General features: G+C 74.0%; 13 protein-coding genes and 1 pseudogene. 3 read left to right on the top strand and 11 right to left on the bottom strand.

The window, feature by feature from the left end:
* Positions 1-4: 4 nt before the first annotated feature.
* Positions 5-190: pseudogene (locus FJQ57_RS23785) on the bottom strand (glycerate kinase); the annotation flags it as partial.
* Between the two features lie 79 nt (positions 191-269).
* On the opposite strand from FJQ57_RS23785, the gene FJQ57_RS11800 reads away from it, so the two are divergent.
* A complete protein-coding gene (locus tag FJQ57_RS11800; RefSeq protein ID WP_139980381.1) occupies positions 270-986 on the top strand; it encodes an HAD-IA family hydrolase in 717 nt (238 codons plus the stop codon).
* 23 nt (positions 987-1009) lie between these two features.
* On the opposite strand, the gene FJQ57_RS11795 is transcribed toward FJQ57_RS11800, so the two are convergent.
* The 4 genes from FJQ57_RS11795 to FJQ57_RS11780 all read right to left on the bottom strand — a co-directional run bounded on the left by FJQ57_RS11795 (position 1010) and on the right by FJQ57_RS11780 (position 3809).
* Positions 1010-1501, bottom strand: coding sequence for a hypothetical protein (locus FJQ57_RS11795; RefSeq protein WP_139980379.1), 492 nt, complete (start codon positions 1499-1501; stop codon positions 1010-1012).
* Positions 1498-2640: a glycosyltransferase family 4 protein gene (locus FJQ57_RS11790; RefSeq protein ID WP_139980377.1), complete on the bottom strand. Its 1143-nt coding sequence runs from the start codon at positions 2638-2640 to the stop codon at positions 1498-1500. Before FJQ57_RS11790 ends, FJQ57_RS11795 begins: the two co-directional genes overlap by 4 nt.
* Before the next feature lie 174 nt (positions 2641-2814).
* On the bottom strand, positions 2815-3204 hold the full coding sequence (locus tag FJQ57_RS11785; RefSeq protein ID WP_139980375.1) for a hypothetical protein: 390 nt from the start codon (positions 3202-3204) through the stop codon (positions 2815-2817).
* Positions 3205-3356: 152 nt separating this feature from the next.
* Positions 3357-3809, bottom strand: a complete 453-nt coding sequence (locus FJQ57_RS11780) for a DUF309 domain-containing protein (RefSeq protein WP_139980373.1) — start codon at positions 3807-3809, stop codon at positions 3357-3359.
* Between the two features lie 510 nt (positions 3810-4319).
* Between FJQ57_RS11780 and FJQ57_RS11775 the strand changes: the two genes are divergently transcribed.
* Entirely contained in the window at positions 4320-4880 is a 561-nt protein-coding gene (locus FJQ57_RS11775) for a hypothetical protein (protein WP_139980371.1), read from the top strand.
* A gap of 349 nt (positions 4881-5229) precedes the next feature.
* Here FJQ57_RS11775 and FJQ57_RS11770 read toward each other — a convergent pair whose 3' ends face one another.
* Together FJQ57_RS11770 and FJQ57_RS11765 are read right to left on the bottom strand one after the other, a co-directional pair.
* Positions 5230-7437 carry a TerD family protein gene (locus FJQ57_RS11770; RefSeq protein ID WP_170219400.1) on the bottom strand — a complete coding sequence of 736 codons (2208 nt, stop codon included), beginning with the start codon at positions 7435-7437 and terminating at the stop codon, positions 5230-5232.
* Positions 7438-7875: 438 nt separating this feature from the next.
* A complete protein-coding gene (locus FJQ57_RS11765) occupies positions 7876-8283 on the bottom strand; it encodes a RidA family protein (protein ID WP_139980367.1) in 408 nt (135 codons plus the stop codon).
* A gap of 85 nt (positions 8284-8368) precedes the next feature.
* Here FJQ57_RS11765 and FJQ57_RS11760 point away from each other — a divergent pair, with 85 nt between their 5' ends.
* The gene (locus tag FJQ57_RS11760; protein WP_139980365.1) at positions 8369-8761 is read left to right on the top strand and encodes a winged helix-turn-helix transcriptional regulator; all 393 of its coding nucleotides are present in this window, start codon (positions 8369-8371) and stop codon (positions 8759-8761) included.
* Between the two features lie 26 nt (positions 8762-8787).
* On the opposite strand, the gene FJQ57_RS11755 is transcribed toward FJQ57_RS11760, so the two are convergent.
* The 4 genes from FJQ57_RS11755 to FJQ57_RS11740 all read right to left on the bottom strand — a co-directional run bounded on the left by FJQ57_RS11755 (position 8788) and on the right by FJQ57_RS11740 (position 13212).
* Positions 8788-9231 (bottom strand): MarR family winged helix-turn-helix transcriptional regulator, encoded by a 444-nt coding sequence (locus FJQ57_RS11755; RefSeq protein WP_211348865.1) that lies wholly within the window; start codon positions 9229-9231, stop codon positions 8788-8790.
* 17 nt (positions 9232-9248) lie between these two features.
* A complete protein-coding gene (locus FJQ57_RS11750; protein WP_139980363.1) occupies positions 9249-10478 on the bottom strand; it encodes an FAD-dependent monooxygenase in 1230 nt (409 codons plus the stop codon).
* 91 nt (positions 10479-10569) lie between these two features.
* A complete protein-coding gene (locus tag FJQ57_RS11745; protein WP_139980361.1) occupies positions 10570-11139 on the bottom strand; it encodes a manganese efflux pump MntP in 570 nt (189 codons plus the stop codon).
* Between the two features lie 330 nt (positions 11140-11469).
* Entirely contained in the window at positions 11470-13212 is a 1743-nt protein-coding gene (locus tag FJQ57_RS11740; protein WP_139980359.1) for a choice-of-anchor D domain-containing protein, read from the bottom strand.
* Positions 13213-13324 lie beyond the last annotated feature (112 nt).

Genomic DNA, 13324 nt, shown 5'->3' with positions numbered 1-13324 from the left:
GGTGCAGCTCGCCCCCCACCGCGGCGACCAGCGCCTCGGCGAACCCCTCGCCGCCGTCGGCCAGCGGGGCCTTGCGAATCAGGGCGTCCGGCACCGCCCGGCGTACGCCGCTGGCGACGCAGTCGGCGACCTCACGTGCGCTCAGGCTCTCCTTGGAGCCGGACGGGGCGATCAGGATGCGCAGGCGCATGGCAGGGACTCCAACGTGGTCGACCGGGGTGGACGTCCACCAAGCTGTCGGGGCCGCGTGAGGCCGCCGTGAGCCGACGATGAGCGGCCTCTCACCGTCGCGCCGCACGCGGCGAGGCGCCACCGCGACGACCGTGGCCAGCCGGGCGCCCGGGGGACACCAGGCGGATGATGACCGCGTGACTCCTCGCTCTGGCCAGACGGTCGTCTTCGACATCTTCGGCGTCGTGCTCCGCGAGCAGGGGGACGCCGGAACCCAGGCGCTCGAGCGCCTGGCTGCCGGCCGGAGCGCCACCTTCTGGGACGCGTACTGGAGCGAGCGGCCCGGCTACGACACGGGCGCGCACACCGCCGCGACCTACTGGGCGGCGGTGTTCGACCGGCTGGGTCTCGTGCAGCCGCCCCTGGGCGAGCTGGTCGAGGCAGACGTGCTGACGTGCTCGGAGGACGATCCCGAGACCGTGGCCCTCGTGGAGGAGCTGGCACGGGACGGGTGGTCGCTGGCGCTGCTGTCGAACATTCCCGAGGAGATCGCTCGGCACGTCGTGCGGCGACCCTGGGTCTCGTGCTTCGGCCACGTCTCCCTGTCCTGCCGGACGGGCCTCGCCAAGCCGGACCCGGCGGTGTTCGAGCATGTCCGTGCCTCGCTCGCCGCTCGCGCCGGCGACCTCACCTTGATCGACGACCGGCAGGCCAACGTCGACGCGGCTGTGGCCGCAGGCTGGGCGGCGGTGAGGTTCGCGAGCGCTCCGCAGGCCCGGGCCGACCTGGGACCGGCCGGGCCGCGCCGCTCCTGACGCCGCGGCCCGCCCCACCCGAGTCAGCGGTCGAGCTCCCCCACCACCCGGAGGTCGCGGAGGGCGCGGAGGTAGCGGGCGGCGGCCTGGAGGTGGTCCTCGGCCAGACCACGCGCCGCCGGGTCGCGACCGGCGACCATCTGTGCGCGGTCGTGCCGGACGACGGCCTCGACGTACGCCGTCAGCGCGACCACCAGGCGCCGGTCCTGCTCGCGGCCGGGGCGGGTCGCCGGGGCGGCAGCGAGGACCCCGAGCAGGCCCTCCGCCAGGCTCGGTCGGCCGGCCGGTGCGGCCCAACGCTCCCCCCACGCCTCGAGCAGGGCGAGGGTGCGATCGGCGTCGACCTCGGAGGCCGTCCGCACCCGGTGGGCCGCCTCGCGCAGGCCGGGTGCGTACGCCGTCGCCTCGACGACGACGTGGGCCCGGCGCGAGTCCAGCGACTCCCGCAGGGCACACCGGACGTAGTCCAGGTCGGTGTCGGTGAAGGTGCGCCCGGGCACGGCCGGGGCGCTCACCGACCGATCCCCTCGGTCGGTCGCTCCGAGGCCTCGGCCCCGAGCCGCCGGGCGGGCACCTCGGCGGTGGGCAGCCGCAGCAGCCGCTCCAGGTCGCGGACCACCCGGAACGGGGTCGCCGGCTGGGGTGCCGCGAGTGCCCCGAGGAGGGCGTCGACGGACTGACCGACCGTGAAGCTCGTCGCCGCCGCGGCCCGCTCGACCGGGGAGACCGGAGGCAGGGAGAGCGCGTCGACGATGCCGCGGGCCAGGGCCTCGGCGTCGTCCGCGGCGACCAGGTGGAGCCCGCCGCACTGCGTCTCGGGCAGGCCCCCGTCGTCGGAGGCGACGACGCGCGCACCGGCGTGCTGCGCCTCGATCGAGACGATCCCGAAGGTCTCGTGCCAGTACTGGCCGTTGGACGGCATCACGACGACCTCGTGGTCGGCGACGAGCGCGGCCATCGCCTCGGACGTCACCCGCGCCGGGACCAGGTCGATGCGCGGGTGCACCCGCACCATGGCCTCGATCTCCTGCCCCTGGGGCTTGTCGGCCCCGGCGGTGGTCACCGTGAAGGACAGGGACGGGTCGTCGGCCACGAGGTCGGAGTGCAGCATCGACAAGAAGGTGTAGATGCCCTTCTCCGGGCTCAGGCGGCCGGCGTAGAGCACCCGGCGGCGGCCGTCGCGCGGCCTCGTGCGGCGCACCTCGCCGAACGCCCGCTCCGCGAAGGGGTGGACGACGTGCACGGTCGCGAGGTCCACGTCGAGGTAGCGCGCCCACAGGGCGGCGGCGTACCGGCTGGTCGCGATCGGGACGCGGTCGCGCATCCCCGCGAGCACCCCGGCTCGCCGCTCGGGACGCAGCGGGGGCGGGACGTGCAGCATCTGGTACGACGGGCGGCGCGTCGCCACGAAGGGCGCCTCGCAGACGAAGACGACGGTGGTGTCGAGGTCGCCGACGTCGGCCAGCCGGTCCAGGGAGACGAACGGCACGTCGGGGAAGTCCTCGCGACCGTCGTCGTCCCCGACCCCGATCGTCACGACCTGGGCCGCGATGCCGCGTCGGCCGAGCTCGCGCACCTGGCCCACGGTGTAGTTCTCCGAGCCGCCGGTGCCGGCGGGCAGGCGGGTGTGGGCGTCCCAGACGAAGGAGATCACCGCGATCCCCCACGAGGACCGAGCACGTGGTGGAGGGGACGCTGTCGATCGGTCACGGGGGTGCCGCCTCAGGTCGCTGCCCGCGTCGGGACGAGGGGCCGTGGAACACGGCAGGCCGTCCGACACTCGCAGTCTTGGGCCAGGGTAGCCGAGGCCGCGGCCCGCCAGGCGCTGCTAGACGTCGGAGGGGCAGCGTGGCCCGGATGCACCGGCCACCTCCGACCCTGGCTCGGGGGGCCCAGGCACCGGGAGCCCCGGCGCGAGGACGTAGCCGTCAGGGTCGGTGAAGGCACCGGGCGTCAGCATGGCCTCCGGGAACGGCCGCGGCCACACCAGCCCGTCGTCGGCGAAGTGGTGCCGCAACCGACGCACCTCCGCTCCGGAGCCGTCGAGCGCGACCCACCGCAGCAGGTAGCGGGCCCGGTCGCACTGGACGGCCGAACCCGGCGCGAGGCTCGTGGCATCGATCCCGTGGTGCTCCAACCAGGAGCCGACCAGGGACCGGTCGGTCCCGCGCATGGTCCGCAGCGGTTCGAGCAGGACCAGCGACTCGGGGGTGCACACGAAGGAGACCCGCTCGGCTCGTGGCTCGTTCGGTCGCACAGGTCCCCCCACCGGTAGCGGCAGTCATCGGGGTCCGGGACGACGTGGCTGGAGAGAGGTTACCGGTCCACCAGCCTCCTGCGCACCACGACGCCGGCCGGGTTCGGGGCAGCTCAGCCGAGGTCGCCGACCCGCCGGCGCACGCACGCCACCGCGTCGTCGAGGGCGACGCCGTACGTCGGGCCGCCCCGGGCGGCGTACGACACCAGGTGGCCGGCGGCGCGGTCGGTCAGCCGCCGGGCGCCGACGGCGTTGCCGCGCTCGTGGTGGGTCAGGGCCACGCACAGCTGGGCCAGGCCCTGCCACAGCTCGCGCTCGGAGTCGGGGCAGGACTTCCACCGCACCTCGAGCGCCTCGTGCGCCGCGAACGCGCGACCGACGTCGAGGAGCTCGCGGGCGTAGGCGAGGGTGTCGTCCGGCGACCGCGGCGTCTCGTCGATCGGCGCGACGCCGGGCGAGCCGTAGGGCAGTGGTCGGCCGAGCGCGTCACGCGGGCGGGCCTGCTCCGCACGGCCCCGCGCGTCGCGGTCGCGCCCGGGGCGGGTCGGACGCGGCGGTGTCGTCACGGCACTCCCCTCCTCGGGCACCTCGGCCTCTCCGGCCTCCTGGCCTCGGGCGAGGAACCGGGCGGTGCCCCGGGCCCGGCCGGCCACGTCCACCGTACGTCGAGCGCGCCGACGGTCGGGTCCGGGGTGGCGCGTCGGACGCGCGCGCCGAGCGCCGCCGACCAGGGTGGCTCGGCCTCACCCGCCCCCGCCTGGCGCGGGTCCCACGGGGCGCCTACTGTCGAGGAGAACCCGTCGTCCCGGACCCCGACGACCCCGCGCACGCTCGCACGCCGTGGAGGTCCTCGATGACACCCCGATCCGTCCCACCCGCCTCGTTCGCGCCGCCGGCGCCCGTTGGCAGCCGATGGCCTGGGGAGGGCCAGCCGAGCGGAACGCCGCCCGAGCCCGTGCCCAGCAACCCCGGTGCCGACGACCCCCACGACCCGCCGCCCGACAACCCGTCGGGCTCGCTGCGGGCGCGGCGTCGTGTGCCCGCCTGAGACCACCGCACCACCGAGGGAGACCCCCATGTCCGACCGCAGCACCGTCATCCGCAGCCTGCACGACGCCGGCCTGGCCGCCTGGTTCGGAGGGTCCCTCATGGGCGCCACCGGGCTCAACCACGCCGCCGGCCAGGCCCACGACCCGGCAGAGCGCACCCGGCTGTCCGCCCTCGGGTGGAAGAGCTGGGCGCCGTTCCAGGCCGGGGCCATCGCGGCGCACGGCATCGGCGGCGCCGGCCTCATCGTGGCCAACCGCCGCCGGGTCCAGCAGCACGGCGGGGCCGCTCTGAACACCTGGACCAAGGGCGCCTTGACGGTCGTGGCTGCCGGGCTCACCGCCTACAGCGGCGTGCTCGGCAAGGTCGTCGAGGCGCACCAGGACGAGGGCGCCGAGGGGGCGACCGAGCCGTCCGCCGAGGCCTCGACCGCGCTCGCCACCGCCCAGCGCAACCTCAAGGTGACCCAGTGGGCGATCCCGGCCCTGACCGGGATCCTGGTCGTCATGGGCGCTCAGCAGGGCGAGCAGCAGCGTCCCGGCCAGCAGCTGGTCGGCCGCCTGCCCGCCGCGCTCGGCGGCCACCGGTAGGACACGTCGGGCCGCCGGTAGTCCATCCCAGGCTGCGGCGCTGCGCCCACGAGCACCCCGTTGTGGTCCTCGCCCTCCGCGCACCGGTCGCCGGGGACCGGTCGCGGGGCGGACAGGCGGGGACGCGACAAGCACCCGCGAGGCACGGGTGACACCCAAGGTCGCCCCTCCCCCGCCGTATCCCAGGGTCAGGGGCTGGTTGCGAGTCCGACTGTTGGCATCGACCGTCACCAGCCGCGCACCGTCTCCTTCGACAAGCCGCGCCGAACTCAAGCTGGACGACCAGCGGAGTCAAACCGCGGCGCGCCCCGGAACGTCGCACCGAGACGGGCCGCGGCGCGGCAGGCGGCTACTTCTTGGTGTCGGTCCACGGCCGCAAGTGCTGCACGACGTCGGCGTAGAACGTCGTGCAGACAGTCTTCACCGACCCGATCAGCGTGCCGGTGCCTACGGCTCGCTTCGAGCCGAGCGGCACGTCCATGGAGACGGTGAATGACCGGATCTCGCGCTGGTCTTCCGGCAGCAGACAGGCCGGGTCCTGACGTGCTTTGCCCAGCAGGGCCGCCGTTGACGTCGACCGCGGGCCCGCAAGGTGGGCCTCGATCCGGATCGAGTCCTTGGCGTGCTCGGGCAGCTGGCGCAGCAGCCAGTTGACCCGGGTCAGGGCTCGGGTCTCACCGCGTGGCGCGGGCACCGTGATGGACGCGCTGGCGCGGTCGGCTCGCAGGTCGGCGCCGACCACCACGACGTCGACCGCGTCCGGGACCTTGAGACGACCGAAGAGCAAGCCGGAATCGGCGAGCTGCTGGCGACGGCTCGCGTGGTCGGGGGTCTCACGGGGCGAGAGCGCCTGCACCTCCACCCCGAGCAGGCCCGACAAGTGATGGCCGAGGTGCTGGACCAGCTCATCGAACCGGGCGCTGACCTCACCGGTGGCCTTGTCCGATGCGCGTGCGGTCTTCGCCTTCACCGCGTCGCGCACCTTGACCCAGCTCGGCCCCATGTCACCGAGGCCACCCATCCCGGAGCGCGCGTGCGCCATGTACCGGATGAATTCCTCCAGCACCGCGCCCTGCGTCGGGTCGGACACCCCACGGTGGCGAGCGGTGAGCACGGCCCCGGCGCGAATCTGGTCCCAGGAGAGGTGGTGCAGGGCGACCTTGCGGAGCTTGCGGCGGTCGATGGCCACGGGATGGTCGGCATCGCCGCCGGCGAGCTCGTTGCTGATGGTGATGACGGCGTCGAATCCCTTGGTCCGGGCAATCTCGACGTATCGGTCGATCTGGGTGGCGTCGAGCTTGCCGTTCGACGTCTTGACCTCCACCAGCGCGGTCCACTCCTTCTGACCACGGGTGACCCGCAGGACGCCGTCCGGTCGGTACGCCTCTTCGTCCTGGGCGAACGGCACCTCGATGAACGTCGTGAGCGCGCCGCGGGGCGCGCCGCACTTCGACGTCAGCGCGGCACCGAACTCGCGGACCATGCCCATGACCGCCAGCAACGCCGATGTGGCCCTGCGTTCTTGCTCCTCCCCGCTGCCGATTCCGGCAACGGGAAACAGTCGTGCGGGCTGCCAGTCGTTGCCGTCGGCTGCGGGGATGGAGGCGTCCCAGTCCGCCGGGAGACGAGGGGCCCGGGTCGGCCGGCGGACGGAGACCCCGCGCCTGGCAGGCGCGCCGGAACTGGTCTCGGCGGCCAGGTCCCTCTCGACCGGCACTCCCTTCTCACTCGTGGACAGACCGGCACGACCATCCAGCGCGGGCCCACTCGCCTGCGCCTCACCGCCGCCGCCGCCGCCGCCAGCGTCACTGGGTGGGGCATCGGCGTCGACGGCGCTCACCCCGTCCGTCACATCGACTCGATCAGCCGACGCGGTCTGGACGTCTGTCGAGGCGTCGTCGCCCGCGTCGGAACCACCATCACCTCTGTCGGTCTCGTTGTTGTCGTCGTTGTCGTCGGCGGCGACCTCGACGCCATGGGCCGAGACCAAGGCACCGAGACCGTCGGCGTACCCCTGGCCGACCGCACGGACCTTCCATTCGCCGTTGCGGCGGTAGAACTCACCGAACAGCAGGGCCAGTTCAGTGGTGACGTCCGTGATGTCGAAGACAAGGAGGTCGACCGCATCGGACGTGCGCTGGACCCGCATCCTGATCGCCGCAACATCCCCAAAAGTCACGCCCGCGCCGGCGTCGAGACTGGCCGAGACCACGATCCGGTCGACCTCGTCAGGCACGTCGTCGAGCTCGAGGGTGACCACGTCGGAGGACCACCCCTCCCCCGCCTCGACCGTGCCTGGCTCGGGGCGCAGCTTGTCCCGAAGGTGCACAGCCCCGCCGAGCGCGATCGGCTGGTTGTAGAACACGAAGTCCGAGCTGCTGCGCACCTTGCCGTCCGCGGCGAGCAGCAGGACGCTGACGTCGGCGTCGATCACCTCGTCGCCCTGGCCTCGGCTGTCGAGGTACACGGTGAGCCCGCCGAGCTCGGCTCCCAGCGCGGAGAGCGAGACGTTGCCGCCCTTGGTCAGTCGCGTCGGCTCGACAGTCCTGTCGTTCACCGGGCGATGGTCACACGAAGGCCCGTGACAAATGTCGAGATCCGATGTGACGACCGACCGTGCCGCCGGTCTCGCGCACCCGGGTCGATGGGTCCAACCCGATCTGCTGGGACCGCGACCCTCGACCTGGAGCAGCACGCCCAGCGCCGCGCCGACGTGGAAGCAGCAGCCCCCGTCGCCGAGCACGGCCCATCGCGACCGACCGCCTCCGGGGACCGGACCACGCTCCAGCACCAGCTGCCCTGCAAACGCCGCCACCCCCTCCGCCGGCGTCCTCGCGGCCAGGCCGGAGACCGCCTGCAGGTGCAGGTAGTCCTCGAGGCCCGCCCGCGTCGGGACCAGGTCGTCCTCGGCATCCGTCATCGCGGCCGCAATGGGGTCGCCCCGGCTCGTCCCTCCGCGGAGCGAGGCTCGCGGCGCCGGGTGGTCAGTCCTCGGTCACGCCAGGACGGCGGTGACCTCGACCTCCACGCGGGCGTCGGGGTCGTAGAGCGCCTCGACCCCGATGAGGGAGGCCGGGGGCATCGGCGCGGGGATCGCGAGCTCCTCCGCCACCGACTCGACGCCGCTCATGAACCCAGCCAGGTCGTCGGTCGACCACCGGGTGACGTAGAAGGTCAGGCGGACCACGTCGGCGTACGTCGCCCCGGCGGCCGCGAGTCCGGTGGCCGCGTTGCGCAACGCCTGTCCGACCTGGCCGGGGAGGTCGTCGGGATCCAGCTGCGCGCCGGCCCGCCAGCCCACCTGGCCGGCGACGGTGACGAACGTGGTGCCGCGGGCGACGGCGACGTGGTGGTACGCCTCCTGCTCGAGCATCCCGTGAGGGTCGAGGAGCTGGACGGTCATGGTGGTGCCTCCGGTGTCGGTCGTGCGGGAGTGGTATCTCATTGCTACCTGGTAGCCGGAGGGCACTTCAACTAGCCTAGGTGTCGTGCCCGACACCTCGCAGCGCCTCGTCCTCACCGCCGACCACCGGGAGGTGCTGGCCCAGGTGCTGGACAAGTGGTCGGTGCTGGTGCTCGAGGAGCTGTGCGAGGCCCCGCGCCGCTTCAACGAGCTGCGTCGCCTCGTCCCGGTCACCCAGAAGTCGCTGACCGCGACCCTGCGCCGGCTCGAGCGCAACGGCATCGTCGACCGAGAGGTCGTCGACGTCCGACCGGTCGCCGTCCGCTACCACATCACTCCGCTGGGCAAGACCCTGCGCGATCCCGTCGACGCCGTCCTCCGGTGGACCGTCGAGCACGGCGACGAGATCGAGCAGGCGCGCACCCGGTACGACGCCGAGCCCGCGTCGTCCGCGCCGGGACCTGAGGCCGGTCGATGACCAGCGAGCGACCTCGTCGGTGCGCCTCAGCGGGCCCGGGGCAGCACCGCGGCCAGCTCGCGGAGCGCGTCTCGCACGATGACGAGGCGGTCGCGCTCGTACCCGTCCAGGGTCTGCGCCAGGTGGGCCCGCGACGGCCCGAAGAACTGCTCGGCCCGCGACCGGGCCACTGCGGTCGCCCTCAGGCTGACGATGCGCCGGTCCTCGTGCTCGCGTGACCTCGTGACGAGACCGCGGGTCTCGAGCCGGTTGACCAGGGCGTTGGTCGCGCCGGAGGTCAGCGCGATGCGGTGGCTCAACGCGGTGGGCGACAGGGGCGCCCCCCGCTGCTCGGCGTACAGGACCTCACCCAGGCCGACGCCGTCGGGCACCGGCAGCCCCATGTGGTGGGCGAGGTCGCGCGAGGAGTCCTGGTAGGCCACCACGTAGCCGCGCAACGCCTCCAGGACCTCCGCCCCGAGCTCGTCCACCGCGCGCCTCTCCTCGTTCAGTCCTCCACCGCCGAGGGCAGACGATAGTCCGGGAGCTCCGGCTCGCCCTTGGCGCTGGTCAGGAGCGTCTTCTGGGCTCGCGTGCGCACCGGCCCCCAGGCCGCGACCCGGTGGACGGCCTGCAGCAGGCGCACCCCCAGGCGGGTCGAGGGGTGCAGGATGCGAGCACCGCCGGGCGGCAGGCCCTGGGAGCTGTCGACGTAGCGGCGGAGCAGCCGCTCGTACCGCGTGAACGCCGCGGCGACGTCCCCACGCTCCCGCTCACGGGCCAGCTCCCCCGCCAGGACGTGGGCGCCGACGAGGGCGAGCGTCGTGCCCATGCCGGTGGGGCCCGAGCCCCAGGCTGCATCTCCCACGAGCGCGACGCGGCCCTCGCTCCACGACGACACCACGACCTGCTCCATGCGCTGCACGTAGAACTCGTCCGGACGGGCCTCGAAGCCGTCGAGGATCCGCTCGGTGATCCAGCCTGCTCCCTGGTAGGTCCGCCGCAGCGCGGCGAGCTGCTGGGCCACCGGAGCGGTCTCGAAGCCCCGGTCGTCGGAGACGAAAGACAGGCTGGCGCGGGTGGTGCCGACGTTGTCGGGCCTCGTGGAGGCCACCCGCCCCCCGGAGGCGGTGAACCAGTCCCAGAAGTCGGTGTCGGCGTCGGTGCGTTCGATGGTCCCGTAGGTGATGGTCACCCCGCGGTCGCGGTGGCTGGTCTCGCCCTCGAAGAGGAGCCTGCGGGTGCGGGAGCTGCGGCCCTCGGCCACCAGGAGCAGGTCGTAGCGCTCCTCGGCCCCGCTGTCGAGCCGGACGTCGACCCCGTCGGGGTCCTGCGTCGCGGCGACCACGAAGTCTCCGAAGCGGCGCTCGACGCCGTCCGGCACCTGGTCGAGGACCAGGTCGGCCATCACGCCCCGCAGGATCTCGATCTCCGCGGTCGGGCCGTCCTCGCCCACCTGGCGAGGGAAGACGGCGTACGGCGCACCCGACCCGCGGACGAAGCGCGTGCCCGCCTCCCCGGTCAGGTTGGCCATCACGGCCTCCTCCAGGCCCATGCGCCGCAGCACCTCGCGGCCCAGGCCCCGCACATCGATGTTCTGGCCCGCCTGGCGCGGTTGCGCCGAGCGCTCGAGCAACGTCACCCGGAAGCCTGCCTCGTGCAGCCAGCGCGCGAGAGCGGGGCCCGCGATGCTCGCACCGGTGACGAAGACCCGGGGTGCGACGGAGGCAGTGGTCATGATCGGTCTCCCTGTTTCATCATGAGTAGATAACTTCATGGTGATGCTAACTGCGGCGGTCTCACCCCTAGGGGCCCGACCTGGCCGACCGTCACACGACGCCGGTGTGCTCGAGCAGGATCTTCAGGCCGATCCCGACCAGCACCAGGCCGCCGACGACCTCGGCCGGGCCGCGCCACCGCACGCCGGCGCGGTGCCCGACCAGCACCCCGACGGCCGCCAGCACGAAGGTGACCACCGTGATGAGCAGGGCGGCGCCGACGATGGAGACGTCGAGGAACGCGAACCCGACCCCCACCGCCAGGGCGTCGATGCTCGTCGCGACCCCGAGCAGCAGCAGCTCTCCCAGCGGCACCGTGCCGTCGCCCGGCTCCCCGTCCTCGTCGTCGCCGGCCACGGCGTCCCACAGCATCTTCGCGCCGATGGCGCCGAGCAGGCCGGCCGCGACCCAGTGGTCGATGCCCGTGATCTGGTCCGCGAACGTGGTCGCCACCGCCCAGCCCAGGACCGGCATGAGGCCCTGGAAGAGCCCGAAGGTCACCGCCAGGGCGAGGAGGCCGCGCAGCGAGAGCCGGCGCATCTGCAGGCCCTTGCCGAGCGCGACGGCGAAGGCGTCGGCCGACAACCCGACCGCGACGAGGAGCAACGTGGACAGGGACATCGAGGAGGGACCTCCGGTGCTCGTGGCCGAAGGCACCAGGGGTCACTTCGGCACAGGGTCAGTGCCGAAGGTCTCGTTCACCCGGAGCCGACCTACCTGGCCGGACCGGGCGGTACGCCGGGTGGCCGGAGCCACCAGCATGTCGACGTACCTCCGCGTCCCTCGAACGGGACGATGGACGGGAACTACTCCCCTTCGATGGCGACAAGGATGCCACGGCCCTGCGACTGGCGCCCATCGAGGTCGACAATCGCGCGTGGGGAGCACCCCGGACCAAGGCCCAGGAGGGCCGACCGGCCGGACCCGCAGGTCCGGCCTGCGTGGGTCCGGTCACCGAGTGCGGAACGACCAGCTCGTGCTGCGGGCGGCGACGCCGTTGAGGTCGCGGACGAGCGCCGGGCTTCCGAGCAGCCGCACCTGGTAGCGGGTCCGTGGACGGAGCGCCCGGCGGGGGTCCAGCACCCACCGGCGGCCGGCGGCCGACGCCACCCGGGTGGCCTTGACGGGTCGGCCGGTCCGCAGGTCGACCAGCTGGAGGATCGTGGCGGCGACGCCGGTGACCGGTGAGTCGAAGGTGAGCGCGACCGACGTGCCCCGTGGCGTCCGACGCGCGGACGGCGCGGGCGTGCGGGCCAGCAGCACCGGCGCGGTGGTGTCGCGTCCGAGGACGAGCACGGGCACCCGGGTCGACGCAGCCTGGTCGGCCGCGGAGAGCACCAGGTCGGTCCGGCGCTCGCCCACCTGGGTCGGCGCCGCGGTGATGCGCAGTCCACAGGACTCACCGACGGCCAGGACGGTGGTCCCGGCGACGCACGGCCGGGTGCCCTGCCCGGCCAGCGAGACGCCCGTGGCGGCCGGGGTCAGCGTCGCTCCGGTGAGCGACAGCGGCGCGGTGCCGTCGTTGGTCACCGTGACGGCGCGGGACGTCGCTCGGCCGAGCTCGACCGCGCCGAGGTCGAGGTCGGCGATGGTGGCGAAGGACGAGACGGGTGCGCTGGCCGCGAGCGGCACGATGCGCACACCGGCGGCGCTGTCGTCGCCGAAGACGAGGGAGCCGGTGATGCGCGACCCGGGCCCGGGAGCGAGCTCGACGGTGGCCGTGCACGAGGTGCCCGGCGGCAGCGACGCGGTCAGGCAGTCGGTGGCGAGCAGCGAGAGGCCCGGGTCGCCGTCGACGGCGACCGAGGTGACGGTCAGGTCGGCGGTGCCGACGTTGGTGTAGGTGACGTCGCGGACCTGGGCCGTGCTCACCGAGCCGACGTCGACGGCGTCGGGGGTGGCCACGCCCTGGGGCCCGTTGGCGAGGCGGCCCGCGACGAGGAAGTCGGTGGTCTGCGCGCAGCCATCGGCCGCGGGCTGCGCGGCGAGGGCCGGGCACGACCCCGTGAGGCCAGGTCCGGTGACCCGGACGGCGTTGAAGCCGGTCGGGGAGCCCAAGACCGCGTGGGCGATGGCCGGGTCACCGATGTACCCCTCTGGCGGCGCGGCCGGGCCGGTCCCGCCGAAGGTGTCCCAGGTCAGGAACGGTCCGATGCGGTCGCTGGTGACGACGCTCGAGACGTCCCCGCCCTCGGCCCCGCCCTCGTCGAAGGTGCACGCGGGACCACTCAGGCCGCCGAGCTCGTCGGTCGTGCAGGTGTCGGTGCCGTAGGGCCCGGTGAACGTGTACGTCGCACCGGGCACGCCGTCCCCGGTGTAGCGGGTGCGGGCGAAGACGACCTCCTGGCCCGGCCCGTCGCCGGCGTACGCCGCCTCGAGCGCGTACTCGGCGGTGAACCCGCCGACGTCGGCGGTGGCGATGGCGTAGAAGGCCTCGCCGGCCGCGCCGTTGCCCAGGAGGTCGGCCTGCGTCGAGAGGCACTTCTCGAGGCTGTCGTCGAGGCACAGCTGCAGGGCGAGGCCGTCGGTGTCGGTGTAGAAGGACGGGAACCCGGTGGCGGGATCGATGTCCCCGATCGTGCCGCCGAGGGCGGCGTCCGCGGACGGCGACCCGACGACGGGCAGCGCGAGGGCGAGGGGCAGGGCGAGCAGCGAGGCGAGCCGTCGCCGCCGCGGGTGGGGGCAGGGGGTCATGGCGTTCTCCTGAGGGGTGAGGGGTGGGAGCGGTCGGGGGGGGGCCGGCGCGACGGCATGGGTCCGTCGCGCCGGCCGGGCTGGCCGCATGGGGTCGGTCGGCCCTCCGCGG

This window comes from Nocardioides litoris, from assembly GCF_006346315.1.
GTDB lineage: Bacteria > Actinomycetota > Actinomycetes > Propionibacteriales > Nocardioidaceae > Nocardioides > Nocardioides litoris.
Note: the sequence above shows the minus strand (reverse complement) of the source record. Positions and strands in the feature narration are given on the sequence as shown.